The 23,916-nt window shown below is 60.3% G+C and carries 23 protein-coding genes; 13 read left to right on the top strand and 10 right to left on the bottom strand.

Going from position 1 to position 23,916, the window contains the following annotated elements; translation table 11 throughout:
* Window positions 1-540: 540 nt before the first annotated feature.
* From rhtA to HBO41_RS08865, 4 genes are all read left to right on the top strand, one after another.
* The gene (gene rhtA, locus HBO41_RS08880) at window positions 541-1,428 is read left to right on the top strand and encodes a threonine/homoserine exporter RhtA (protein WP_017136336.1); all 888 of its coding nucleotides are present in this window, start codon (window positions 541-543) and stop codon (window positions 1,426-1,428) included.
* A gap of 164 nt (window positions 1,429-1,592) precedes the next feature.
* Window positions 1,593-1,874 carry a hypothetical protein gene (locus tag HBO41_RS08875; protein ID WP_017136337.1) on the top strand — a complete coding sequence of 94 codons (282 nt, stop codon included), beginning with the start codon at window positions 1,593-1,595 and terminating at the stop codon, window positions 1,872-1,874.
* A 99-nt stretch (window positions 1,875-1,973) separates the two neighbouring features.
* Window positions 1,974-2,705, top strand: a complete 732-nt coding sequence (locus tag HBO41_RS08870; RefSeq protein ID WP_017136338.1) for an SDR family oxidoreductase — start codon at window positions 1,974-1,976, stop codon at window positions 2,703-2,705.
* A gap of 47 nt (window positions 2,706-2,752) precedes the next feature.
* The gene (locus tag HBO41_RS08865) at window positions 2,753-3,343 is read left to right on the top strand and encodes a 2-hydroxychromene-2-carboxylate isomerase (RefSeq protein WP_017136339.1); all 591 of its coding nucleotides are present in this window, start codon (window positions 2,753-2,755) and stop codon (window positions 3,341-3,343) included.
* A gap of 175 nt (window positions 3,344-3,518) precedes the next feature.
* Here the strand turns inward: HBO41_RS08865 and HBO41_RS08860 are convergent, their stop codons facing one another.
* From HBO41_RS08860 to HBO41_RS08850, 3 genes are all read right to left on the bottom strand, one after another.
* Window positions 3,519-5,327, bottom strand: coding sequence for an aminopeptidase P family protein (locus HBO41_RS08860; RefSeq protein WP_169985836.1), 1,809 nt, complete (start codon window positions 5,325-5,327; stop codon window positions 3,519-3,521).
* Window positions 5,328-5,376: 49 nt separating this feature from the next.
* Window positions 5,377-6,537, bottom strand: a complete 1,161-nt coding sequence (locus HBO41_RS08855) for a cysteine desulfurase family protein (protein WP_169985834.1) — start codon at window positions 6,535-6,537, stop codon at window positions 5,377-5,379.
* Between the two features lie 234 nt (window positions 6,538-6,771).
* Window positions 6,772-7,041: a hypothetical protein gene (locus tag HBO41_RS08850; RefSeq protein WP_017136342.1), complete on the bottom strand. Its 270-nt coding sequence runs from the start codon at window positions 7,039-7,041 to the stop codon at window positions 6,772-6,774.
* Window positions 7,042-7,441: 400 nt separating this feature from the next.
* On the opposite strand from HBO41_RS08850, the gene msuE reads away from it, so the two are divergent.
* The 4 genes from msuE (at window position 7,442) to HBO41_RS08830 (ending at window position 11,624) form a co-directional block, all read left to right on the top strand.
* Entirely contained in the window at window positions 7,442-8,005 is a 564-nt protein-coding gene (gene msuE / locus HBO41_RS08845) for an FMN reductase (protein ID WP_017136343.1), read from the top strand.
* Between the two features lie 9 nt (window positions 8,006-8,014).
* Window positions 8,015-9,157 (top strand): FMNH2-dependent alkanesulfonate monooxygenase, encoded by a 1,143-nt coding sequence (gene ssuD / locus HBO41_RS08840; RefSeq protein ID WP_017136344.1) that lies wholly within the window; start codon window positions 8,015-8,017, stop codon window positions 9,155-9,157.
* A gap of 164 nt (window positions 9,158-9,321) precedes the next feature.
* Window positions 9,322-10,509 carry an acyl-CoA dehydrogenase family protein gene (locus HBO41_RS08835; protein ID WP_169985832.1) on the top strand — a complete coding sequence of 396 codons (1,188 nt, stop codon included), beginning with the start codon at window positions 9,322-9,324 and terminating at the stop codon, window positions 10,507-10,509.
* 11 nt (window positions 10,510-10,520) lie between these two features.
* Window positions 10,521-11,624: a sigma-54-dependent Fis family transcriptional regulator gene (locus HBO41_RS08830; protein WP_017136346.1), complete on the top strand. Its 1,104-nt coding sequence runs from the start codon at window positions 10,521-10,523 to the stop codon at window positions 11,622-11,624.
* Here the strand turns inward: HBO41_RS08830 and HBO41_RS08825 are convergent.
* Window positions 11,613-11,978 (bottom strand): antibiotic biosynthesis monooxygenase, encoded by a 366-nt coding sequence (locus tag HBO41_RS08825; RefSeq protein WP_099547893.1) that lies wholly within the window; start codon window positions 11,976-11,978, stop codon window positions 11,613-11,615. The genes HBO41_RS08830 and HBO41_RS08825 overlap by 12 nt on opposite strands.
* A 100-nt stretch (window positions 11,979-12,078) precedes the next feature.
* On the opposite strand from HBO41_RS08825, the gene soxR reads away from it, so the two are divergent.
* From soxR to HBO41_RS08800, 5 genes are all read left to right on the top strand, one after another.
* Window positions 12,079-12,528 (top strand): redox-sensitive transcriptional activator SoxR, encoded by a 450-nt coding sequence (soxR, locus tag HBO41_RS08820; RefSeq protein WP_017136347.1) that lies wholly within the window; start codon window positions 12,079-12,081, stop codon window positions 12,526-12,528.
* Between the two features lie 162 nt (window positions 12,529-12,690).
* Window positions 12,691-13,149, top strand: coding sequence for a VOC family protein (locus tag HBO41_RS08815; protein ID WP_099547891.1), 459 nt, complete (start codon window positions 12,691-12,693; stop codon window positions 13,147-13,149).
* Window positions 13,150-13,570: 421 nt separating this feature from the next.
* Entirely contained in the window at window positions 13,571-14,446 is an 876-nt protein-coding gene (locus tag HBO41_RS08810) for an alpha/beta fold hydrolase (protein WP_099547890.1), read from the top strand.
* 96 nt (window positions 14,447-14,542) lie between these two features.
* Window positions 14,543-15,847: a dicarboxylate/amino acid:cation symporter gene (locus tag HBO41_RS08805; protein ID WP_169985830.1), complete on the top strand. Its 1,305-nt coding sequence runs from the start codon at window positions 14,543-14,545 to the stop codon at window positions 15,845-15,847.
* A gap of 156 nt (window positions 15,848-16,003) precedes the next feature.
* Window positions 16,004-16,918, top strand: a complete 915-nt coding sequence (locus HBO41_RS08800) for a LysR substrate-binding domain-containing protein (RefSeq protein ID WP_222933963.1) — start codon at window positions 16,004-16,006, stop codon at window positions 16,916-16,918.
* On the opposite strand, the gene HBO41_RS08795 is transcribed toward HBO41_RS08800, so the two are convergent.
* The 6 genes from HBO41_RS08795 to leuC form a co-directional block, all read right to left on the bottom strand.
* Window positions 16,899-18,131 (bottom strand): MFS transporter, encoded by a 1,233-nt coding sequence (locus HBO41_RS08795; RefSeq protein WP_169985826.1) that lies wholly within the window; start codon window positions 18,129-18,131, stop codon window positions 16,899-16,901. The two genes, HBO41_RS08800 and HBO41_RS08795, sit on opposite strands and share 20 nt — an antisense overlap.
* Window positions 18,128-18,868, bottom strand: a complete 741-nt coding sequence (locus tag HBO41_RS08790) for a 2OG-Fe dioxygenase family protein (RefSeq protein ID WP_099547886.1) — start codon at window positions 18,866-18,868, stop codon at window positions 18,128-18,130. Before HBO41_RS08790 ends, HBO41_RS08795 begins: the two co-directional genes overlap by 4 nt.
* A gap of 4 nt (window positions 18,869-18,872) precedes the next feature.
* Window positions 18,873-20,237, bottom strand: coding sequence for an acetyl-CoA carboxylase biotin carboxylase subunit family protein (locus tag HBO41_RS08785; protein ID WP_236447051.1), 1,365 nt, complete (start codon window positions 20,235-20,237; stop codon window positions 18,873-18,875).
* A 26-nt stretch (window positions 20,238-20,263) separates the two neighbouring features.
* Window positions 20,264-21,418: a KamA family radical SAM protein gene (locus tag HBO41_RS08780; protein WP_169985824.1), complete on the bottom strand. Its 1,155-nt coding sequence runs from the start codon at window positions 21,416-21,418 to the stop codon at window positions 20,264-20,266.
* Window positions 21,419-21,863: 445 nt separating this feature from the next.
* Window positions 21,864-22,478 (bottom strand): 3-isopropylmalate dehydratase small subunit, encoded by a 615-nt coding sequence (gene leuD, locus HBO41_RS08775; RefSeq protein ID WP_099547884.1) that lies wholly within the window; start codon window positions 22,476-22,478, stop codon window positions 21,864-21,866.
* Entirely contained in the window at window positions 22,475-23,893 is a 1,419-nt protein-coding gene (leuC, locus tag HBO41_RS08770; RefSeq protein WP_169985822.1) for a 3-isopropylmalate dehydratase large subunit, read from the bottom strand. The genes leuD and leuC overlap by 4 nt, the downstream gene beginning before the upstream one ends.
* Window positions 23,894-23,916: the final 23 nt, after the last annotated feature.

The following is a 23,916-nucleotide window of genomic DNA, read 5'->3' as shown; positions in this document are numbered from 1 at the left end:
TTGACTATCAGTCTGACTCCACAAGCACCCACACGAATTGCTTGATTCAGTTGTTAAAGAGCGGTTGGTTAAGATCTTTCGTCTCAACCGAGGCGCGCATTCTACAGCAGCCTCATTTGCTGTCAAGTGATTATTTTCAGAAGCTTTCGAAGAATTCTTCAACAACTTCAACCACTTGCGCTTACGATCTCTCGTTAGCGGGAGGCGAATTCTACAGCGTTACACGCTGCTGTCAACACCTCTTTTTCAACTTCCTTTTGGCTTCGATGAACTGAAGCAACTTGCTGCCGAAAACTTCGTAACTCGTTGTTTACCAAGGAGTTTTCCGTTTCGACTGCGCCGGAAGTGGGGCGAATTATAGACAGATATAAAACGCCGTCAACACTTAATTTAGATTCTCTATCAAAAACCCCAAAAAGCCCTATCCCTTTCTATATAAAGAGGACAGCAACCAGAGCTGAGCAATATATTGCTCAAAAGCCGCCAGTTAAGCATCATAGCCGCTCTGCTTCTTTACCACGACTTCGGACACCCGCCCCAATGACCACTCCACCTCGCAGCCTGGCCTCGGCATTGTTCCCGGTCGGCCTGCTGTTGATCGCCATGGCCTCCATCCAGTCGGGTGCCTCGCTGGCCAAGAGCATGTTCCCCATCGTCGGCGCACAGGGCACTACTACTCTGCGGCTGATTTTCGCCAGTGTGATCATGCTGCTGCTGTTACGCCCATGGCGCGCCAAGCTCACGGCCAAGTCCCTGCGCACTGTCATCGTCTACGGCATGGCATTGGGCGGCATGAACTTCCTCTTCTATATGTCCTTGCGTACAGTCCCCCTGGGCATCGCAGTAGCGCTGGAATTCACCGGCCCGCTTGCCGTGGCTATCTATGCCTCGCGCAGGGCGGTGGACTTTGTATGGATCGGTCTCGCGGTCGCGGGCCTGCTGTTGTTGATCCCCACCGGAGAAACCAGCACCGGCATCGACTTGATCGGCGCCGCTTATGCACTGGGCGCTGGCGTTTGCTGGGCACTCTATATCCTGTTTGGGCAAAAAGCCGGCAACGACAACGGCGTGCAAACCGCCGCCCTCGGCGTGATGATCGCCGCTTTGTTCGTGGCGCCGATCGGCATCGTCCATGCCGGCGCCGCACTGCTGACGCCCTCGCTGATTCCCGTTGCTATCGGTGTAGCCATCCTGTCCACCGCTTTGCCCTATACCCTGGAAATGGTCGCGCTTACTCGCCTGCCCGCTCGCACCTTCGGCACCTTGATGAGCATTGAGCCCGCATTCGGCGCGCTCTCCGGTCTGTTCTTCCTGCAGGAGCACTTGTCCCTCGCGCAATGGCTGGCAATCACCTGCATTATCTTCGCCTCCGTCGGTGCCACACTGACGATGCGCAACGAATCCAAACCGTTGGTGCCAGCCGATTGATTCTCATCGCAGGCAGCTCTGGCATTTGCCGCTCATTTAGGCCATGTTTAAGCCGTAAACGAATGTCTTTCATGGAGAATTTCGACAGGGACAGCTGAACGCTACAATCGAGAGCGAGTTAAGCCTGCATCGAGCCTTTTTGCGACGCGGCTATAAGGATAGTAATGAAACGAATTTTGATACTGTTACTGGTCGTGGGCATTGCTGGCTGTGCTGCGACCACCAAGACAGAAGTGAAACGGGGCAAAAAAGGCATGCACATCAACTGTTCCGGCCTGTCCTCCTCCTGGGACCAGTGCTACACCAGTGCAGCCAACTCCTGCGGCGCCAAGGGCTACCGGGTTATCGCCAAGTCCGGTGACAATTCCGAAGAGCCAGGCGACTATCCTTTCGGTATCAACCCTGCCGGCTACACCAGCCGCAGTATGATCGTCATCTGTAAATGACCGCCCGAGCAGTCCTCTTCCGGCTGCTCCTTTCTCTTTACACGCCCTTCGCTCTGCTGCGGCTACACTCCTGCCCGACACTCGAGCAACGGAGTTCCCATGACACCCAACAAAAAAATCGTATTGGTGGTTGGTGCCGGTGATGCAACCGGTGGCGCCATTGCCCGACGCTTTGCCCGTGAAGGCTATGTAGCCTGCGTCACCCGTCGCAGTGCCGATAAACTACAGCCCTTGGTCGAGAGCATTCAGGCGGCGGGCGGAGAAGCCCACGGTTTTGCCTGTGATGCGCGCAAAGAAGATGAGGTGATCGCGCTGGTTGAGCAGATAGAAACCGAGCTTGGCCCCATCGAAGCTTTCGTCTTCAATATCGGCGCCAACGTGCCGTGCAGCATCCTCGAAGAAACCGCGCGCAAATATTTCAAAATCTGGGAGATGGCCTGCTTCTCCGGGTTCCTGAATGCCCGCGAAGTCGCCAAACGCATGGTCACCCGCGAACGCGGCACTATTGTGTTCACCGGCGCCACTGCCGGGCTGCGTGGCGGTGCAGGGTTTGCCGCATTTGCCGGCGCCAAACACGGTATCCGTGCGCTCGCGCAAAGCATGGCGCGGGAATTGGGGCCCAGGAACATCCATGTGGCCCACGTGGTGGTCGACGGCGCTATCGACACAGATTTTATTCGCGACAATTTCCCGCAAAAATACGCGCAGAAAGATCAGGACGGCATCCTCAACCCCGAACACATCGCCGACAACTATTGGTACCTGCATAGCCAACCACGCGACGCCTGGACCTTCGAACTGGACCTGCGCCCCTGGAATGAACCCTGGTAGGCACGCCGCCTCCGATCAAGAACAACAATAAGCAGCGAGAATCGACGATGAGTAAAACCCTGGAATTTTTTTTCGACCTCGGCAGCCCGGCCACTTACCTGGCCTATACACAATTGCCTGCGCTTTGCGCCGAGACCGGTGCACAACTGGTGTATCAACCCATGCTGCTGGGTGGCGTGTTCAAAGCCACCGGCAACGCCTCCCCCATCAGCGTGCCGGCCAAAGGTCGTTACATGTTTGATGACTTGGCGCGATACGCCAAACGCTACAACGTGGCGCTCAAGTTCAACCCGCACTTCCCGATCAATACCCTGGTGCTGATGCGTGCCGTCATGGGTATCCAGATGCGCCAGCCCGAGCGCTTCCAGGCCTTCATCGACTGCCTGTTTCGCGCCATTTGGGTCGAAGGTCGACATCTGGGCGACCCCGCCGTCGTGGCCGCCGTGCTGAGTGAGGCCGGTTTCGACCCAGAGGAAGTCCTGAACCTGGCCAACGATGAAAAGGTAAAAGCCGCCCTCAAGGACAAAACCGAACAGGCTGTTCAGCGCGGGGTATTCGGTGCACCCAGTATGTTTGTAGGCAATGACCTGTTCTTCGGTCAGGACCGTCTGGAATTTGTGCGCGAAGCGCTCCGCTAAAACTCGATCGCCAGGCGCCCCTGAGCGCCGCTTGCGAGCAAATCGCAAGCGGCGTTTACCGTATGCCGGTCGAAGCGGTGCGGATCCATGTCACGTTGCGTATCGGCGAATTAGGTGGTGTCGGCCCCCAATCGACGCCAGCCGGCCAGGGGCAAGGCCCCTGAACGGCAACCGATCAGATAGCGGCGGTACGCACCTGCAGCCATTCCAAGGCTGCACCACTGAGCAGCGGGCTCAGGCGTTCACGCACCTCGGCGTGGTAAGCGTTGAACCATTCGCGCTCATCCGCCGTCAGCAACGACGGCTGCAGGCAACGGGTGTCGATCGGGCACAGGGTCAGGGTTTCAAACCTGAGGAACTCACCGAACTCGGTCTTGCCCGCTTCGCGGTTCAACACCAGGTTCTCGATGCGCACGCCCCAGCGACCCGGGCGATAGGTACCTGGTTCAATCGAAGTAATCATCCCCGGCTGCATTGCGGTTTGCGGTGCGGTGGCGGCCTGGTAGGCGATCACCTGCGGACCTTCGTGCACATTCAGGAAATAGCCTACGCCATGACCTGTACCGTGGCCGTAGTCCACGCCTTCGGCCCAGATCGGCGCACGGGCGATGGCATCCAGCAATGGCGAGAGAATGCCCTTGGGGAAATGCGCACGCGACAAAGCAATCACGCCCTTGAGCACGCGCGTGCAGTCGCGTTTCTGCTCGTCGCTTGGCGTGCCGATGGGCACCATGCGCGTAATATCCGTGGTGCCGCCCAGGTACTGGCCGCCGGAGTCGATCAGCAACAGGCCATCGCCTTCGATCAACGCATGCTCTTCTTCGGTGGCGTGGTAATGCGGCATCGCACCGTTGGCGTTGAACGCTGCGATGGTGTTGAAACTCAGCGACACATAATCGGGGCGACGGGTACGCGCGGCGGTCAAGTGCTCGTCGATGGTCAGCTCGGTGATGCGCTCACGGCCCAACGCACTGTCCAGCCAGGCGAAGAATTCACACAGCGCCGCGCCGTCTTGCTCCATGGCTTGGCGGATATGTTCGGCGTCCGCCAGGCTTTTGCGCGACTTGGCCAGCGTGGTCGGGTTCAAGCCCTCGACCAGCTTCACGCCGGCATCGAGGTTTTCCAGCAAACCGGTGGTGACGCGTGCCGGATCAACTTGCAGGCTAACACCCGCCGGAACTGCACGCAGCGCATCCGTCACTTCGCTGTAGTCGCGCAAGGTCACGCCGTCCCGCTCCAGTACCGCGCGCAGCTCGGCATCGACCTTGCTCAGCGCCACAAACAGCGTGGCCTGCTGTTGATTGATCAAGGCAAAGGACACAAACACCGGGTTGAACGACACATCACCGCCGCGCAGGTTGAACAGCCAGGCGATGTCATCCAGGGTCGCGATGAAGTGCCAATCGGCGCCCTTCTCTTTCAAGCTGGCACGCAGGGCGGCGAGTTTGTCGCCACGGCTGACCGTCGCCTGCGGCGGCAGGTGTGGGTAGATCGGCTGGTTCGGCAAGGCCGGGCGGTCTTGCCAGACTTCATTCAACAGGTCGATATCGGTACGCAGGCGAGCGCCGCGCTCGGCCAGCTTGGCGCCCAAGGTACGTGCCGAGGCCACGGCCATCAGCGCGCCGTCCACTGCGACCACGCCGCCTTCCGGGGTTTGCTCGGCCAGCCATTCCAGCGGGCCGGGTTGGCCCGGTTGCAGCTTCACCAATTCGATGCCGCTGCCCTTGAGCTCCTTGGTCGCCTGTTCCCAGTAACGGCTGTCGGCCCACACGCCGGCAAAATCCGCGGTGACAATCAACGTGCCTACCGAGCCATAAAACCCCGACAGCCATTGCCGCCCCTGCCAGTAACCCGGCAAGTACTCGGACAGATGCGGGTCGGCCGACGGCACCAGCAGGGCATGGATGCCCTCGCGGCGCATCAGTTCGCGGGTATGCGCCAGGCGCTGGGGAACCGTTCCATGGGTCAAAGGCTGCGTGCTCATCATGTCTCCTGCTAACCACTCATAATTGTTATGTGTTGTGACTGAAAAATCAGACCGCCCAGAACGCCGGCGCATTGACCAGTGCGGCCTTGATCAACTGCACGGCCGCGTCGATATCCTGCTCGGTGGTAAACCGGCCCAGGCTCAAGCGAATAGTTCGACCGGCGCTGCGTGCGTCATGGCCCAAAGCCAGAAGCACGTGTGACGGCGCATTACTCGCCGAATTGCACGCCGAGGTGGCCGAAAACGCGATACCTGCGCTCAGGGCCTGGGAATTAAATTCACCCTCGGTGAACGTGAGGCTCAGTGTATGGGGAATGCGCTGGGTGGCGCTGCCATTGAGGCGCACGCCGGCAATCGTGTCCAACTGATTGAGCAGGCGCTGACGCAACGCGACGATAGCGGCTTTTTCTTCAGCAAAGGACTGCGCCGCCAAGGCGAAGGCAGTTCCCATACCGGCAATCTGGTGAGTCGCCAGGGTACCGGAGCGCAATCCGCCTTCGTGGCCGCCACCGTGAATCTGCGCCAGTACCTTCTGCTGCGCGCGCGGGCCAACATACAGCGCGCCAATGCCCTTGGGGCCGTACAGCTTGTGCGCAGAAAACGACATCAGGTCCACCGGCCATTCAGCCAGGTCGATCGCGACCTTGCCCGCGCCTTGCGCCGCATCCACATGCAGCAGCGCGCCGTGCTCACGTACGCGCGCACCAATGGCGGGGATGTCATTGAGGGTGCCCAACTCGTTGTTTACCAGCATCAGCGACACCAGGAAGGTGTCTTCGCGCAAGGCTTCACTGACTGCCTCGGCGCTGATCAAGCCTTCAGCGTCCGGCACCAGGTAGGTCACGGCCACGCCGGCGTCCTGCAACTGCCGCGCGGTATCCAATGTGGCCTTGTGTTCGATCTGGCTGGTGATGACATGCCCACCTGCCACACCTCGCGCCTGGGCCACCCCCTTGATCGCCAGGTTGTTGGATTCTGTGGCACCGGAGGTCCAGACGATTTGTTCAGGTTGGGCGCCGACCAGTTCGGCCACTTGGCGCCGCGCCTGCTCGACCGTGTGCCGGGCCGCCTGGCCAAACGCATGGGAGCTGGACGCAGGGTTGCCGAAGTTGGCATTAAAACCCAGACACTCGACCATCACTTGAATGACCCGCTCATCCACCGGCGTGGTGGCGGCGTAGTCGAAATACAACGGACGTTTATTCATGACGTTAAGACTCGCAGAGCGTATTCCCCAGGACAGCGCCTCGGGAGGGCATCGACCGGAACAGAGGTCGTCAGGTTTAACCCGTCGGATGCCATAAAAGAAGGACCACTTTATGCAAATGTGCGTAGGAACGCTCCTGAAATTCAGCTTAACAGGCTGAAGTATCCCAATGGCAAACAAAAAGCCCGAGGTTCCTTAAGGGAATCCTCGGGCTTTTTGCCACTTGGCGCCGGCTCAACTGGGGCGACCGTGCATCACCACACTGCGTTCGGCGTTCATTTCGCCCTGGTGGTCGAAGCCGAACGGCTTCTGTGGCTGCCCGGTCAACGCGGCGCGCTGCTGTTGATATTCATCAAACGACAGGCCACGACGGCTCAAGGCTTCAAGGGCCAATTGCTTGGTTTCTTCGGCGGTATAAGGACGCGACTCAGGCGAAGGATGGGTCGCACATCCGGCAAGGACAGCGCTGACAACTATTAAGGAAACAGCCAGAAAGTGGTTCATGGTGAAGGCCCTGCGAAGGAGGTTTGTAGTCAATGAACACAGGCTACTCCCGCCCTCGCGCAGTGAAAAATCATCCGCCGTGATAGTCGCTATCAACCGTTCCGGCATGCTTGATAGCCGCCCACCCATATTCATTTAAGATCTATAAATATGGAAATACGTTCGTTTACGGCATAACCATAACCTTTTATAAATGGCCCTGCGCGCAACCGACACTGTTCGCCACGCAACTGTTGCCCAGGCAACAGTCATTCAACAAAACCGCAACCAGGCAACAGCTCCTTTTTCAACAGTTCGTCTGCAGCCCTCGCCAATCAAGGCTTGCAGCCATTGGTACAGCTCTTGCTCAACACGCTCCACTTAACCTGCTACCCACCTCTGTTGAAAAAGGAACTGTTCTATGTCACGGCCCCTGAATGTCGTTGCCCTCTCTGGCGGAACCTGGCGCCCATCGCGCACCTTGGTATTGACCCAGGCCGTGCTGGCCGAACTGGCCACGTTACTGCCGATCCAGACCACCCTGATCGAGTTGGGTGACATTGCCCGCCCCTTGGGCGGCGCACTCTCACGCGATGAACTGCCGGCCGAGGTCGAAACGCAACTGTTGGCCATCGAACAGGCCGACCTGCTGATCGTTGCCGCGCCGGTGTATCGCGGCTCCTATCCTGGCCTGCTCAAGCACCTGTTTGACCTGGTAGGCCTCAACGCCTTGATCAACACTCCGGTGTTGCTCGCGGCCACCGGCGGCAGCGAGCGCCATGCACTGGTCCTCGATCACCAGTTACGTCCGCTGTTCAGCTTCTTCCAGGCCTTGACCCTGCCGATCGGTGTGTACGCCACCGAAGCTGACTTCACCGACTACCAAATAACCAGCGAGTTATTAAAAGCCCGCATTCAACTGGCTGCAGAACGCGCAGCGCCGTTGTTTGCCGCGCACTCCCCCTCTCTGCTGAAAATCGCTTAAGGATTTGTCATGGATGTTTTCTGGTTTCTGCCCACACATGGCGACGGCCATTTCCTCGGCACCACCCAAGGTGCGCGCCCGGTCACCCTCAATTATCTGAAGCAGGTGGCGCAAGCGGCTGACAGCCTCGGTTACTTCGGCGTGCTGATTCCTACCGGGCGCTCGTGTGAAGATTCTTGGGTAATCGCCTCGGCGCTGGTGCCGCTGACGGAACGCCTGCGTTATCTGGTGGCGATTCGCCCGGGGATCATCTCGCCCACGGTGTCGGCGCGCATGGCCGCGACCCTGGACCGCTTGTCCAACGGCCGATTGCTGATCAACGTGGTCACCGGTGGCGACCCCGACGAAAACCGTGGCGACGGCAGCTTCCTCGACCACAGTGAACGCTACGAAGTCTCCGACGAATTCCTGCAGATCTGGCGCCGTGTGTTGCAGGGCGAGTCGGTGGATTTTGAAGGCAAGCACCTGCGTGTGCAGAACGCCAAAGCGCTTTACCCGCCGGTGCAGAAGCCGTATCCGCCGCTGTACTTCGGCGGTTCGTCGGATGCTGCCCACGACCTGGCCGCCGAGCAGGTCGACGTGTACCTGACCTGGGGCGAGCCGCCCGCCGCCGTTGCGCAAAAACTTGCCGACGTGCGTGAACGCGCAGCGCGCCATGGGCGCACCGTCAAGTTCGGCATTCGCCTGCATGTAATCGTGCGCGAAACCGAAGAAGACGCCTGGAAAGCCGCCGCCAAACTGATCGAACACATCAGCGATGAAACCATCGCCGCGGCGCAAAAATCCTTCTCGCGCTTTGATTCCGAAGGCCAGCGGCGCATGGCGGCGCTGCATGACGGGCGCCGCGACAACCTGGAAATCGCCCCCAACCTGTGGGCCGGTGTCGGCCTGGTACGCGGCGGTGCCGGCACCGCGTTGGTGGGCAACCCGCAGCAGGTGGCCGAACGCATCCAGGAATACGCCGACCTTGGCATCGAGAGTTTCATCTTCTCCGGCTACCCGCACCTGGAAGAAGCCTATCGCTTTGCCGAGCTGGTGTTCCCGCTGTTGCCGGAACCTTACGCCAGCCTCGCCGGGCGCGGCATCACCAACCTCACGGGGCCGTTTGGCGAAATGATTGCCAATGATGTGTTGCCGAACACCAAAGCCTGAGCGCGCTGAAATCCCCCCTATGTGGACACTGCTCTCCTGTGGGAGCCGGGCTTGCCCGCGATGCAAGCGACGCGGTGTTTCAGTTGCACCACGGCGATGCTATCGCAGGCAAGCCAGCTCCCACATTTGAACGTGATTGCCAGACAGACATTGAGGAACCCCGCGTGACAGCCAACCCCCACAGCGTCCTGCCTTCACCCTTGCAGACCGCCAAGCTGCTGGCCGCCGAATTTGCCCTCACCGCCGTTGAACGCGATGAGCGCGGCGGCACGCCCAAGGCCGAACGGGACGCGCTGCGCCAAAGCGGCCTGCTGGCCCTGAGCATCCCCACGCAATACGGCGGCCTCGGCGCGCGCTGGAGTGAAACCCTGGGCATCGTGCGCGAGTTCGCCAAGGTCGACAGCTCCATCGCCCATGTCTTCGGCTTTCACCACCTGATGCTCGCCACCGTGCGCCTGTTTGCGCGCCCGGACCAATGGCAGCCGTGGTTCGAACAAACTGCGCGTAAAAACTGGTTCTGGGGCAACGCCCTCAACCCGCTGGACACGCGCACGGTGGTCAAGGATTTCGGCGGCTGGCGAGAATTTTCCGGCAAGAAGAGCTTCTGCTCCGGCGCCAGCGATTCGGAAATGCTCATCGCCTCGGCCGTGGACGAAAGCGCCGGCGGCAAACTGCTGATCGCCGCGATTCCCAGCGGGCGCAGCGGCATTACGTTGCACAGCGACTGGAACAACATCGGCCAGCGCCAAACCGACAGCGGCAGCGCCAGCTTTGAACGGGTGCGCGTCGAAGAGTCCGAGTTGCTGCTCGATCCCGGCCCGTTGAGCACGCCCTTCGCCTGCCTGCGCCCGCTGATCGCGCAGTTGACGTTCACGTATATGTTTCTCGGGATTGCCGAAGGCGCCTTTGAAGAAGCGCGCAACTACACCCGCACCGAAACCCGTGCGTGGCACAAATCCTCGGCGGGCGATGTGCGCCAGGACCCTTACGTGCTGCACCACTACGGCGAATTCTGGGTGGCCCTGGAAGGCGTGCGCCTGCTGGTCGAACGCGCAGGCGAATTGCTCGACCAGGCCTGGGCCAAAGGTGCCAGCTTAAGCGAACAGCAACGTGGCGAACTGGCCATTGCCATCGCCACCGCCAAAGTCGCCGCCACCCGCCAAGGCCTGGACCTGTGCAGCCGCCTGTTTGAAGTCACCGGCGCGCGCTCGACCCATGCCTCACTGCGCCTGGATCGCCACTGGCGCAACTTGCGCACGCAAACCCTGCACGACCCGGTGGATTACAAACTCCACGAACTGGGGGACTGGGCGTTGAACCAGTCCCTGCCGATCCCGACGTTCTACTCCTGAGAGAGGTGCCCATGCAGCTGTTAACCTTACCGCCCTCGCCCGCCCTCGCGACCTCGATTCGCGCTACGGCCCAGGTCTTCGAAGACCCCAAATCCCAGGCGCTGCTCGACCATATCCAGCAAGTGGCGCCCAGCGAAGCGAGTGTGCTGATCATCGGCGAGACCGGCACCGGCAAAGAGCTGGTGGCACGCCATATTCATAACCTCAGTGCGCGGCGCAACCGACCCTTTGTGGCGGTGAACTGCGGCGCGTTTTCCGAATCCCTGGTGGAAGCCGAATTGTTCGGGCATGAAAAAGGTGCGTTTACCGGCGCCCTCAGCGCCAAGGCCGGCTGGTTCGAAGAGGCCGACGGCGGCACCTTGTTCCTCGATGAGATCGGCGATTTGCCGATGGCGATCCAGGTCAAACTGTTGCGCGTACTACAGGAACGCGAAGTCGTGCGCCTGGGTTCGCGCAAGAGCATTGCGATTGATGTGCGCGTGCTGGCGGCCACCAACGTGCAGCTGGAAAAAGCCATCAACGCGGGGCACTTTCGCGAAGACCTCTACTACCGCCTGGATGTGGTCAGCCTCGAACTCAGCCCATTGCGCGAGCGCCCCGGCGATATCCTGCCGCTGACCCGGCATTTTATCGAAGCCTATAGCCAGCGCCTGGGCTACGGCCCGATCACCATCAGCCGCGAGGCCGAGCACAAGCTCAAAAGCTACAGCTGGCCGGGCAATATCCGCGAGCTGGAAAACGTGATTCACCACACCTTGCTGATCTGCCGTAATGGCGTGATCGAGCGTGATGATTTGCGCCTGTCGAACATGCGCATCGAGCGCCAGGACGACAGCCAGCATGGCACCGACAACAGCGCCGACGCCTTGCTGGCCCGCGCCTTTCAAAAGCTCTTCGAAGAACAGGCCGGCGCCCTGCATGAAAAGGTCGAAGACGCGCTATTGCGCGCCGCTTACCGTTTCAGCCATTACAACCAGGTGCACACCGCGAACCTGCTGGGTTTGAGCCGCAACGTCACGCGCACGCGCCTGATCAAGATCGGCGAGTTGGCGGTGAACAAACGCCGCCCCGGCGAAAATGTGCAGGGCGAGCGCATGCTGCATTTATCCATTTAGGCGGCAGTGCAACGCGTTGTCATGGCTGCGTTCGAAACTGCGCAGCACCTGGAATGAACCGAAGGTCACCGCCGTGGCCTGGTGGGCGCGAATCAGCATCCAGAAGTCTTCCTCGCCGTGCTCAAAACACTTGAACGCCGCCTCGCCGTCCTCACGCGAGCGCCATTGCAGGTAATTGAGCACCCGCCGCCCGTCGTCGCTGACTTGCACACTGGCATTGATAAAACCGCCATGGCCCTGGGCCAGGCGTTCGCTCTGGGTGGACAAGGCCGCTACCAGGGCAAATTGCTGCCGGGGCTCGATCTGAAACTCGATCAACTGAGTGAAGCTGCGATTTTTCTCTGATACCTGCATGAACACTCCCCTCTCTCTGTAGGCAGAATCTTGCGATTCGATGCCACGCAGGGTAAAACCTCTAGTTAAGTCAAGGTCAAGCGCTTATCTGGAGTTTTTTATGCTTACCAAGGAACTCACCGTCGGCCAACTCGCCGCACGTAGCGGCGTGGCGGTTACGGCGCTGCACTTTTATGAGTCCAAGGGGTTGATCAGGAGCAACCGCAACGCTGGTAACCAACGGCGCTACCCACGGGATGTGCTGCGGCGCGTGGTGGTGATCAAAATCGCACAACGTTTGGGGATTCCATTGGCGACCATTGGCGAGGCGTTGCAGACCTTGCCGGACGGGCGCACGCCCACTGCACAGGACTGGGAACGCTTGTCGGCGCTGTGGCGCGAGGATCTGGATGAACGCATTAACAAGCTGATGCTGCTGCGCGACAAACTCAGTGGTTGTATTGGTTGCGGGTGTTTATCGCTGGAGGCGTGTCCCCTGCGTAATCAGGATGACAAGCTGGGGGAATGTGGGCCCGGCGCGCAATTACTTGAGCCCAGCCCCGAAACCTGACCTGAAAACCCAATCAATGTGTGTGGCTTGCCTGCGATGCAGACAACCCGGCCTGTCAGTTAAACCGAGTTGCCAACACCTCGTCGGTTACCTGCAAGCCACGGCGGGCGTGGCCTATAGTGAAAAGGCCGGACCTTCACAACCCCACCTGAGGAGAACGATATGAGCGTTAAGCCAATCCCTGAGGGTTATCACAGCGTCACGCCGTATATGGGCATCGATAACGCCGCCGAGGCTATCGAGTTCTACCAGAAAGCCTTTGGCGCTACCCAGGTCATGCGCCTGGACATGCCCGATGGCAAGGTCGGCCACGCCGAGCTGCGCATCGGTGACTCGGCGATCATGCTCGGCTCGCCTTGCCCCGAAATGGCCTTGCGCAACCCTGACGAACACACCAGCGTCGGTTTGCACCTGTATGTGAGCGACGTGGATGCGCAGTACCAACAGGCCATTGATGCAGGCGCCCTTTCGGTGTCTGAGCCAAAAGATCAGTTTTACGGCGACCGCTCGGCTAGTGTGAAAGACCCCTTTGGTCATCTGTGGTTTTTGGCTACGCGCAAGGAGGACCTGACTGAAGCGCAGATTCGCGAACGAGCCACGGAAATGTTCAAGCAAGGCTGAAGTTTCAATAACCCTGCACATCCAATGTGGGAGCTGGCTTGCCTGCGATAGCATCAACCGGTTGTACCTGATGTACCGAGGTGTCTGCATCGCAGGCAAGCCAGCTCCCACAGAAAAGCAGATCTTCGGTGTATGCGGATCCGCTTTCGCTTTTGACCTAACCACTCAGGTCGGCTACTAGGTCGCCGTGCTCTGCTTTTGATCTTGCTTTTGATCTGAGGCGCCCCGTTAACCACGATGGCCGAACGCAGGCTTGAATCCGTGACCCGCCGTAAGGGCGGAACCCTAAGTAGCCGTTACCGCAGCAACGGATATGTACCCCGCTCCTACACACTTCATGAACAACCCCTCCACGCTTTCCCCCTTGCCCCAAACCCCGCGTGATTCCACGATGCAAGCACTTACAAAGAGGAGTCATTCCATGTTCGCCGGATTCCAAAAAGACCAGTGCCACGTCAACGGCGTGGACATCAGTTACCGCAAAGGCGGTACAGGTCCCGGTCTGCTCCTGCTGCACGGGCACCCGCAAACCCACGTCATCTGGCACAAAGTCGCCGAACAGTTAGCCGAACAATTCACCGTGGTCGCCGCCGACCTGCGCGGCTATGGCGACAGCAGCAAACCACCCGCCAACGACCACCACACCAACTACTCCAAACGCGAAATGGCCCGCGACGGCGTCAAGCTGATGCAAGCCCTGGGCTTTGACACCTTTTCGGTACTGGCCCACGACCGTGGCGCTCGTGTGGCCCACCGCCTGGCCCTGGACCACCCCGCCGCCGTTCAGCGCATGGTGCTGCTGGATATCGCGCCCACCTTGTCGATGTACGCCCAGACCGACGAAGCCTTCGCCCGCGCCTACTGGCACTGGTTCTTCCTGATCCGCCCGGCGCCGTTGCCCGAAGCGCTGATCGAGAGCAACCCCGAGCTGTACCTGCGCAGCGTCATGGGCAGCCGCAGCGCCGGGCTCAAGCCATTCACCGATGAAGCCTTCGCCGAATACCTGCGTTGCCTGCAACTGCCAGGCACCGCTCGCGGTATCTGCGAGGACTACCGCGCCGCCGCCGGTATAGACCTTGAGCACGACCAGGCCGACATCGACGCCGGCAACCACCTGAACCTGCCGTTGCTGGTGATGTGGGGCGCCGAAGGCACTGTTGGCCGCTGCTTCGAGCCACTCAAGGAATGGCAGAAAGTCGCCACCGACGTGCGTGGCAAAGCCCTGCCGGCTGGCCACTACATCGCCGAGGAAGCACCTGAGTTATTGCTTGGCGAAGTCCTGGCCTTCCTTCGCTGAGTGCACTGACACCGTGATCTGAAACACCCGCCTCGCAGGCTGCCAATGGCCTGCGACGGGTTCGCTTTGCCCAAAAAACATCCCGAGATAATAACAATGACAATCCGAAAACTGCTGGGAACCCTGTATATCCAGGTGCTCATCGCCATCGCGCTGGGTGTGTTGATCGGCCATGTCTGGCCGCCAATCGGTATCGACCTCAAGCCGCTGGGCGACGGGTTTATCAAGCTGATCAAGATGATCATCGGCCCGATCATCTTCTGCACGGTGGTGTCCGGCATCACCAGCATGCACGATGTGAAACAGGTGGGCCGGGTCGGCGGCAAGGCGCTGCTGTACTTCGAGATCGTTTCCACCATCGCCCTGCTGATCGGCCTCCTCGCCGCGCACCTGCTGCAACCGGGCGTGGGTTTCAACATTGACGTGAAGACCCTCGACAGCTCGGCCATCGCCGGTTTTGTCGGCCAGGCCGAACATGGCGAAGGCATCACCGGGTTCCTGCTGCACGTGATCCCCACCACGTTTTTTGATGCGTTCTCCAAGGGCGAAATCCTGCCGGTCCTGTTTGTCTCGGTACTGTTCGGTGTCGGCCTGGTGATGGTCGGGGAAAAAGGCCGGCCACTGGTGGGCGTGATCAACCAGGCCAGCGAAGTGTTCTTTCGCATCGTCGGCATCATCAGCCGCGTGGCGCCCATCGGCGCGTTTGGGGCGATTGCCTTCACCATCGGCAAATACGGCGTGGGCTCGTTGCTGCCGCTGCTGAAGCTGGTGGGTACGTTCTACCTCACCGCGTTTTTCTTTGTGGCCGTGGTGCTGGGCAGCATCGCGCGCTACGCCGGCTTCAGCATTTTCAAGCTGATGGGCTATATCAAATCGGAGCTGTTGATTGTGCTCGGCACCAGTTCGTCGGAGTCGGCGCTGCCGCAACTGATCCAGAAACTCGAAAGCCTGGGTGCGTCCAAAGGCGTGGTGGGCATCGTGGTGCCGACCGGCTACACCTTCAACCTCGACGGCACCAACATCTACATGACCCTGGCGGTGTTGTTCCTGGCGCAGGCCACCAATATCCACTTGCCGCTGGAGCAACAATTGACCTTGCTGGCGGTGGCCATGCTGACCTCCAAGGGCGCCGGTGCGGTGGTGGGTGCAGGTTTTGTGGCACTGGCCGCGAGCCTGGCCGTGGTGCCCACCGTGCCGGTGGCGGCGATGGTGCTGATCCTGGGTGTCGACCGTTTTATGGCCGAGTGCCGCTCGCTGACCAACATCATCGGCAATGCCGTCGCGGCATTGGTGGTAGCCGCATGGGAGGGTGAGTTGGACCGCGAAAAAATGGCCCCTATCGCCCTCAAGCATGGCCGCCATGCGCGGGCTGCCGCGCAGGCGAAGATCGCCGCCGAGTAAGCTTTAAAGACAATCACCTTGTGGCGAGGGAGCTTGCTCCCGCTGGGCTGCGCAGCAGCCCCAGAATCCTGGGCACACCCACCAGGTCCAGCGGCAGCAAGCTCCCTCACCACACCGGTGCTATTCTGGCAGCTCATGCCGCCACGTCTGTCGCTGATGACTCATAAGAAAGATACCGTGCCCCTACCCGAAGACCTGCGGGTGTTCCTCACCGTGATCCGCAAGGCCGGCTTCGCAGCCGCCGCCGATGAACTGGGGCTGTCGCCTGCGTATGTGAGCAAGCGCATTCAGATCCTCGAATCCACACTGGCCACGCGCCTGCTGCACCGCACCAGCCGCCGCATCGCACTGACCGAAGACGGCGAGCGAGTACAACGCTGGGCTGTGCGTATCCTCGAAGATTTCCAGCAACTGTCCGATGAACTCAGCGATGCCCACGACAGCCCGCGCGGGCATCTGCACCTGTGCAGCAGCTTCGGTTTCGGCCGCAATCATGTGGCGCCGGCCCTGTCGTTGCTGGCCGAGCAGTACCCGGACCTGGAAATCCGCCTGGACCTGTTCGACCGCGTGGTGGATATCGTCAGTGAAGGGTTTGACCTGGAGATTCGCGTCGGCGATGACATCCCCGGCCAGCACATCGGCAGGCGGCTGGTGAGCAATCGCCGCGTGCTGTGCGCGGCACCGGAATACCTGCAACGCAAAGGCACGCCGCAACAGTTGAGCGACCTGGAGCAGCACGACTGCCTGGTGCTCAAGGAGCGCGACAATGCGTTCGGTATCTGGAACCTGGAGCGTGACGGCGCGCCCGAAAGCGTGCGCGTGCGCGGGCCGCTGTCATCGAACAATGGCGAGATCGTGTTGCAGTGGGCGTTGGACGGGCGCGGTGTGTTATTGCGCTCGATGTGGGACGTAAAACCGCTGCTGGAACAGGGCAAGCTGGTGCAGGTGCTGCACACCTACACACAGAGTGCCAACGTGTGGGCGGTGTACCCGACACGTTTGGCCTACTCCGGTAAATTGCGCGCCTGCGTGGAGTTTTTGCAGGAGCACTTCAAGGGGTTGTCGATCTGACGCCCCGCGTGGCGCTGACACCCAGCCATACCGTCATGATCACCAGGGCGGTCAATGGCAACCCGTGGAACAGCACGATCACCTGGGCCGGCGTCCACGTCAGGTAGAACGGCCCCACCACCAGCATGCCCACGCCAAAGCCGGCCATCTGGATCAGCGTCAACAGGCTGAACAGCGGCAGGCGCAAGCTATCGGGTTCGCTTTGCGCACGGGAAACCAGCGCCACCTCGGAGATGCCATCGCCCAGCCCGGCCCACACCACCAGCAGCAGCGCCAGCCACAGTTCGGTTTGCTGGAAGGTCAGGATAAAGCCGCTGGACATCAGCGCCACACCCGCCATGAACCAGCGCTCCATGCCTTGGGTGCCACGGCCCTTGAGCAACGCACTGGCCAGGCGCGCGCCGATGAACTTGCCGCAGGCCCACACCGCCAGCAAGTAGCCCATGACGGTTTTCGCAGTGTCCGGCGAAATGTATTGCGACAACACCGGCCAGCCGACGTTATGTGCCGCGCTGCCGAGGGTGTCGAGCATGCTGATCAACAACATCGCCGCCAACACCGGTGCACCGCGCAGGCCTTTGGTCAACTCATGCCATTCGGCCGCAAGCCCACGATGCGCGGCAACGGCGACTGAATACAAGGCGCGCAACGGCAGGATCAGGCAAGCCGCCACCACGTAAGTGCCGATGTTGACGGCAAACACCGTCTCGAATCCGCCCGTGGCGATCAGCACACCGGAAAGCAAGCTGCCAAACACCGCACCGGTAGCCGCCGCCGAGGTGATCCAGGCATTGGTGCCCACCCGCTGTTCAAGCGCCACCCAGGTCGGCAACTGGCTGTTCAGGCCAATGGCAAACAGCGAATTGCACAGGCCGATGCCGAACGCGATAAACGGCAGCACGTTAAGTTGATGCGACGGGATCAGCACCAGCAGCGGCACCAGTAACAGCGCGCGGGCCAGGTCCAGCCCGGCCAAGGTACTGCGCCCCGGGAAGCGCCGGAAAAACGGGATGCCGAACAGGCTGGCGACAATCCCGCCGGTCACCCGGCACGCCAGGAACACACTGACAAACACCACGCTTTGGCTGAGCCAGTAAACGTAGGTGGAGAGCGCCACCATATTGAGGAATGCGCCAAAGTCCGAAACGCCCCGCGCAAAGATGATCAAGCGGGCGTTGCGGGTCGACAGGCCCAAGGGCTGAACGTCGCTCATGCCGGTTGTACCTCGTCTTCTACCCGTGCGTCATCAGCCGCCACGCCGCGCAGGCTCACCAGCAGCACATCGCGCCAGGCCGGTGCCGAATCGGCCTGCGCCCGCACGGCGCCGGCGCGGTGATATAGCCCACGGTCGTTGATCACGATGGTTTCCAGGAACTGCTCCATCGCCAGGTCCAGCACGCGGCTATGCTCCGCCTCACCGGTAAACACCTCGGACACCACCGGCACCGTGTTGCTCTGGCCAATGAAGTGCATGAACACCCAGTCCAGGCCATCCTGATGAATACCCGAGGTGGTGGGGCTGGCTGATGGCCCCTCTGCACGCACGCGAAACTGGTGGATATCAATGGTGTAGGCATGCGGGCCAAGGTGCGGTTCGAGCACCGCCAGGTCGGTGGCGAGCAATTTCTGCATCAGTGGGTGCTCGATAAAGCCCTCCTCGCTGTAGCTCAAGTGGTTCACGCCCTGGCGATAGTTGACCGCATAGGTGACCGGCGACTTGAACGCGCTATTGCGATCGATCTGCAACTGCCGCGTCGGGGATAAACGATAGCGCAGGATCCGCCGTTCGCGATGCGTATATGCCTTGAACGCCTCATCGCGCACCAGGTTCGCCCAGTAGGCGCGAAAGCTTTGCTCCTCGCCGGGCTCAACCTTGAGCAACTGGCCAAAGTCCCGACGGTGACAATAGTGGTGCTCGCGCAAGTACGCGCCAATCTGTGGGATATCCATATCGCTAACCCTTATTGTCGATAATCACGCGCAGATTGTGCCGTATTGCATCATGCACCGCATGGGCGTGGGCAGCATCGTCGACCCTGGCCCAGCACTTGAGCAAGTAATGCTCTTCTATATCGGCATCAATAGAGTGACCGGACTCCTGTTGGGCATATTCCAGCACCGCCGGCTGTTGAGCGAGCCATTCAAGGCCTTCAATACCCTTGAAGTGGCCACTGTGCTCCGGATAGATCGCCAGCATCGAGTAGTGTTGCGAGGCCTGCGCGACCTGGCGTGCGCCGGCGTCCAACTGCGCATTCACACCTGGCTCACCCAGCAGCAGCGACAGATACAGCTGGTACGGGTCAATACCCGCCAAGTCACGGAACGCGGCATTGACGTACAGCCCGCCGACGCGTGGGTTGATTTCGATCACCACCGGCCCCGCGTCCGTCATGCGGAACTCGAAATGCACCACGGCATTGGTCAGGCCCACCGCGCGCAGGCACTCCACGGCGTACTGGCGGATCTGCTCACACTGGGCGTCGGTAAAGGACGTCGGCGGCGAAATCAGCAGGTTCTCCAGGACGGTGCCACTGCGCTCGGTCAACATCAGTTTTTCATTGATCAGCAGCGGGTGAACCTGCTCGCCCACCACCACACACTCCACGCTGCCTTCAATACCTGGGATGAACCCTTCAAGCAAAAGGCTACGCCCCGGCAGGTATTCTCGTCGCTGCCCACCCTCTTCCGGCAGCGTGTGGGCGCAGCCGTAGAAATCCGCATAGGCTGCGCTGGCATGATCTGCCAGGAAATGCGCGTAGTGGCTGCGCAACTGCGCCCAGTCAGAGCATTTCTTGATAAACGCCGATGCGCCGCCAAAGGGTGGCTTGGCGATCAGCGGGTAACCCACTTGCTCGGCACCTTCGCGCAGTTGCTGTTCGTTGTTGCACAACGCAAACGGCACCGAACGCACGCCGTGTTTTTTCAGCGCTCGGCGCATCAGGAACTTGTTGTTACACGCAGCAATGGCAAGTGGGTCGCTGTGCACCAGGCCCAGCCGCCGACAGGCCTGCGCCACGATGCAGCCGACTTCGCCCTGCGCAGACGGGTGGCCGGCCTGGCAGAAGATTGCGCGGATCTGGTACTGCCCATCCAGCCGCCCCACCAAATCCAGAATCGATTGTTCATTCAACGCGTCGAGCAGGAACACTGCATCACTGTCGTCCCGCAGCCGCTGCAGGTGCTTGCGTCCGGCCACACCCGCCGTCAAGCAGGCCAGGCCTTGGGCACGGGCCGCCGCGAAGTGCGGCTCGCGGTAGCAATAGCGAACAGAGGCACTGTCATCAATATCAATAAAAAGAATGGCATCTTGTTTCATCATTAATACCGCCTCATGCGTCAGTCACTTCAGGCATCCTGCCAACTGCACCACTGCCCTTCCCAATTACGGAAGCGGTAATGACGTTGCCCATCGCGCACTTCAAAGTGCGGCAAGTCTTGTGGCTTTTCAAAGTCCAGCAGCGGCACGGTAAACTTGCCCTGTGCATGCGGCAGCACATATTCCGGCATGGCTATATTGGACACGCGCCGCTTGAGGCGATCCATAATAGCGATGGCGTGGCTGATCGATGCTTTATATTCCGACGCCCCCGGAGAAAACGGCATGAAGTGGTACAAGTAATATGGCTTTACGCCCAACCGATAAAGATCAATAAACAGTTTATGCAAGGTGGCTTCATCATCATTCACGCCCCGCAACAGCGGCATGTTGGAGAACACAATCGGCACCACACTTTGGATACGTTTAACCGCCACGGCAAAGTCCGCACTCAGTTCCAGCGGGTGGCATACATGCACGCCAAACGCATTGACCTTGTACTTTTCCAGCATGGCCAATAACTCATCGGTGACGCGAAACGGGTTAAAGCTCAAGGCCCGTGTGTGCAGGCGAATCAGCAGGTCGTCGCGGATGCCACGCAGGGCGGCGAGGTTCTCTTCGAGCTTGCGGTCGGCGAGCATCAACGGGTCACCGCCGCTGAGAATCACCTCTTCGATGGCCGGGTTGTTGCGGATGTACTCGAGCGAGTCCTTGAACGAGTCGGCGCTGGCATTGGCCTTCTCGGTACCCACTTGCAGGGTGCGCAGCGCTTCGAAGCAGAACTGGCAATAGGCGTTGCAGGTGTTGGTCATGCGCAGGATCACGCGGTTGTCGTATTTGTGCTGGCAAATCGGCGTTTTCATTTCGTGGCCAAGTTCCCAGTTCTCCGAGGTGCCGTCGTAATCGCCAGCGACCTGTTCGCTCCAGTAGGGCACTACTTGGCGCCACAGGGGATGGTCCATCACCTCGCCATCGGTGAGAGAGCGCTTGATCAAGTCAATGTAATAAGGGGTTATCTGCAGCTTGCGGTCTTGCAAGTTGTGTTCGATATGCGCGCTGGTTTCCTCGCTCCAGCCACCGCAGGCAGCCCGCAGTGCCGGTTCATCGCGGATGGCATTCTTCTGCTGCCAACGCCAATCCTGCCACTGTACCGAACGGTGGATCGCTTGATCAAAAATCGACATGAGTTTGAACTCTCTGTGTTCTGAACGAATGTTAAGGCATCGGCATATGTGCCTTTTCACACTGGAAAAGACCGTAATATCCGCAACAACGACAACTGATTGACAGGTGGCAGAAGTCGATCAAGTTACCCACTCGATCACCGGCACCAGAGAGATATAAATGACCACTAATTCACGGGGCATGGCATCAACTTCCTTTTCTTATAATGTGCGACTTTCCAAGTCAGCATCCACTTAAGCCGATGACCTACAAGGTGTCAACAAATACCCTTGTATTTTTTCAGGGCTTCATCTACTAACGCTACACCGCCCTTGCAATCACTGAGGTTACGCGGTGCAACCGGCGTTATTTGAAAAGTAAATAGTCCCCCAAAAAAAACGCCCCCCAATAACTGGAGGGCGTTTGTTCTACTTATATAACTACGTAGTTACCCCATTAAGGTTTTCAACCAAGCCAGGGGTTGGCCGCCAGATGCTGGCGCTCGAAGGTTTTGATCTGCTCACTGCGTTGCAACGTGCTGCCAATCGCATCCAGGCCGAGCAACAACGCGGTCTTGCGCAAGGTGTCGATCTGGAACGAGATCACCTGGCCATCGGCCAAGCGAATCTGTTGCGCCTCAAGGTCCACGCTGATCTGCGCCTGCGCAGGCTGGCTGACCGTCTGCCCGAGTGTGTGCAGCACCGCCTCGTCCAAGGTAATCAGCAACACTCCGTTGCGCTGGCAGTTGTCATAAAAGATCCCGGCAAAGCTGCTGCCGATCAGCGCGCGAATGCCCATCTGCTTCAAGCCCCACACCGCGTGTTCGCGGCTGGAACCACAGCCGAAGTTGGGCCCCACCACCATAAAACTCGCGCCCTGCCAGGCCGGCTGGTTCAATACGAATTCGGGGTTGGGTGCGCCATTGGGCAAAAAGCGCAGGTCAAAAAACAGCCCGCGATCGAGGCCGGCGCGGTCGATGCCTTTGAGAAATTGCTTGGGCATGATCACGTCAGTGTCGATATTCGCCGCCAGCATCGGCGCGGCCTGGCCGGTGACCTGGGTAAACGGTTGCAGGCTCATGGGCGGTCTCCAAAATGACGGATATCAGTGAGGCGGCCGGTGATGGCCGCGGCAGCGACCATCGCCGGGCTCATCAAGTGAGTGCGCGCCCCGGCGCCCTGGCGGCCTTCGAAGTTGCGGTTGGTGCTGGACGCGCAGCGATCACCGGGCGCCAGCACGTCATCGTTCATCGCCAGGCACATCGAGCAGCCTGACTGGCGCCATTCGAAGCCGGCGTCGATAAAGATCGCCGCCAGCCCTTCGGCTTCGGCCTGGTCGCGTACCTCGGTGGAGCCCGGCACGATCATCGCCCGCACATGCTCGGCCACCTGCCTGCCGCGCAACACACTGGCGGCGTCGCGCAGGTCTTCGATGCGCGCGTTGGTGCAAGAGCCGATAAACGCGTGGCTGATCACAATGTCGCTGAGCGGCATGCCGGCTTCCAGGCCCATGTAGTTGAGGGCGCGGCGCATGTCCTGGCGCAGGATCAGGTCGCTGACGTCTTGCGGGTCCGGCACGCGGGCGCCGATGGGCGCGGCCTGGTCGGGGCTGGTGCCCCAGGTAACCATAGGCTCCAGGGTGCTGGCGTCCAGCTGCACTTCCTGGTCGAACACCGCGTCGGCGTCGGTGTGCAACGTGCGCCATTGCACCAGGGCTTGTTCCCACAACTCGCCCTTGGGCGCACGCGGCTTGCCTTTGAGGTAGGCGAAGACTTTTTCGTCGGGTGCCATAAACGCGCCCCGCGCGCCAGCTTCCACCGCCATGTTGCAGATGGTCATGCGCGCTTCAACACTCAGCGCATCAATGGTGGCGCCGCGAAACTCGATGGCGTAACCGGTGGCCCCGGACGCGCCGATCTTGCCGATCAGCGCCATGATCACGTCCTTGGAGGTCAGGCCGTTGCCCAGGGTGCCCTCAACCGTCACGCGCATGCTTTTCAGGCGTTTGTACACCAGGGTCTGCGAGGCCAGCAGGTGCTCGATTTCCGAGGTGCCGATGCCAAAGCCGAAGGCGCCGAGGGCACCGTAGGTGGTGGTGTGGCTGTCGCCGGCGGCGATCACCATGCCCGGCAGGATAAAGCCCTGCTCCGGGGCAATCACGTGTTCGATGCCTTGGCGTTTGTCGAGGATGTCCAGCAGCTCGATACCGAAGTCCTGGCAGTTTTCCGCCAGGTACGAGACTTGCCGCGCGCCGCCTGCGTCAGGCATCGCGGCAATGCGCATGGGCGTGGTGGGGTTTACGTGGTCGACCACCGCCAGCGCGGTGCCGGGGCGCCATACGCCACGCTTGGCCTCGCGCAGGCCGCTGAACGCCTGGGGGCTGGTGTATTCGTTGATCACCTGGCGGTCTATATACAGCAGCACATGGCCCTGGTCATCCAGGGCGCACACCGTGTGGGAGTCGATGTGTTTGTCGTAGAGGGTTCTGGCAGTCATGTTTGTGGACTCACTTTTATAAG

It is taken from the genome of Pseudomonas sp. WS 5146 (genome assembly GCF_012985495.1).
In the GTDB taxonomy this organism is placed as follows: Bacteria; Pseudomonadota; Gammaproteobacteria; order Pseudomonadales; family Pseudomonadaceae; genus Aquipseudomonas; species Aquipseudomonas edaphica.
This window is presented reverse-complemented; position numbering and strand designations above follow the sequence as displayed.

Bases quoted from the DNA above. Each gene is read 5' to 3' on its own strand.
- HBO41_RS08870 (WP_017136338.1), top strand. From the start codon at position 1,974: ATGACACCCAACAAAAAAATCGTATTGGTGGTTGGTGCCGGTGATGCA.
- soxR (WP_017136347.1), top strand. From the start codon at position 12,079: ATGCTTACCAAGGAACTCACCGTCGGCCAACTCGCCGCACGTAGCGGC.
- HBO41_RS08785 (WP_236447051.1), bottom strand. From the start codon at position 20,237: ATGATGAAACAAGATGCCATTCTTTTTATTGATATTGATGACAGTGCC.
- HBO41_RS08875 (WP_017136337.1), top strand. From the start codon at position 1,593: ATGAAACGAATTTTGATACTGTTACTGGTCGTGGGCATTGCTGGCTGT.
- HBO41_RS08800 (WP_222933963.1), top strand. From the start codon at position 16,004: ATGACTCATAAGAAAGATACCGTGCCCCTACCCGAAGACCTGCGGGTG.
- HBO41_RS08810 (WP_099547890.1), top strand. From the start codon at position 13,571: ATGTTCGCCGGATTCCAAAAAGACCAGTGCCACGTCAACGGCGTGGAC.
- HBO41_RS08780 (WP_169985824.1), bottom strand. From the start codon at position 21,418: ATGTCGATTTTTGATCAAGCGATCCACCGTTCGGTACAGTGGCAGGAT.
- HBO41_RS08855 (WP_169985834.1), bottom strand. From the start codon at position 6,537: ATGAATAAACGTCCGTTGTATTTCGACTACGCCGCCACCACGCCGGTG.
- HBO41_RS08805 (WP_169985830.1), top strand. From the start codon at position 14,543: ATGACAATCCGAAAACTGCTGGGAACCCTGTATATCCAGGTGCTCATC.
- HBO41_RS08815 (WP_099547891.1), top strand. From the start codon at position 12,691: ATGAGCGTTAAGCCAATCCCTGAGGGTTATCACAGCGTCACGCCGTAT.
- HBO41_RS08825 (WP_099547893.1), bottom strand. From the start codon at position 11,978: ATGCAGGTATCAGAGAAAAATCGCAGCTTCACTCAGTTGATCGAGTTT.
- HBO41_RS08865 (WP_017136339.1), top strand. From the start codon at position 2,753: ATGAGTAAAACCCTGGAATTTTTTTTCGACCTCGGCAGCCCGGCCACT.
- HBO41_RS08860 (WP_169985836.1), bottom strand. From the start codon at position 5,327: ATGAGCACGCAGCCTTTGACCCATGGAACGGTTCCCCAGCGCCTGGCG.
- HBO41_RS08790 (WP_099547886.1), bottom strand. From the start codon at position 18,868: ATGGATATCCCACAGATTGGCGCGTACTTGCGCGAGCACCACTATTGT.
- ssuD (WP_017136344.1), top strand. From the start codon at position 8,015: ATGGATGTTTTCTGGTTTCTGCCCACACATGGCGACGGCCATTTCCTC.
- leuD (WP_099547884.1), bottom strand. From the start codon at position 22,478: ATGAGCCTGCAACCGTTTACCCAGGTCACCGGCCAGGCCGCGCCGATG.
- msuE (WP_017136343.1), top strand. From the start codon at position 7,442: ATGTCACGGCCCCTGAATGTCGTTGCCCTCTCTGGCGGAACCTGGCGC.
- HBO41_RS08850 (WP_017136342.1), bottom strand. From the start codon at position 7,041: ATGAACCACTTTCTGGCTGTTTCCTTAATAGTTGTCAGCGCTGTCCTT.
- leuC (WP_169985822.1), bottom strand. From the start codon at position 23,893: ATGACTGCCAGAACCCTCTACGACAAACACATCGACTCCCACACGGTG.
- rhtA (WP_017136336.1), top strand. From the start codon at position 541: ATGACCACTCCACCTCGCAGCCTGGCCTCGGCATTGTTCCCGGTCGGC.
- HBO41_RS08795 (WP_169985826.1), bottom strand. From the start codon at position 18,131: ATGAGCGACGTTCAGCCCTTGGGCCTGTCGACCCGCAACGCCCGCTTG.
- HBO41_RS08830 (WP_017136346.1), top strand. From the start codon at position 10,521: ATGCAGCTGTTAACCTTACCGCCCTCGCCCGCCCTCGCGACCTCGATT.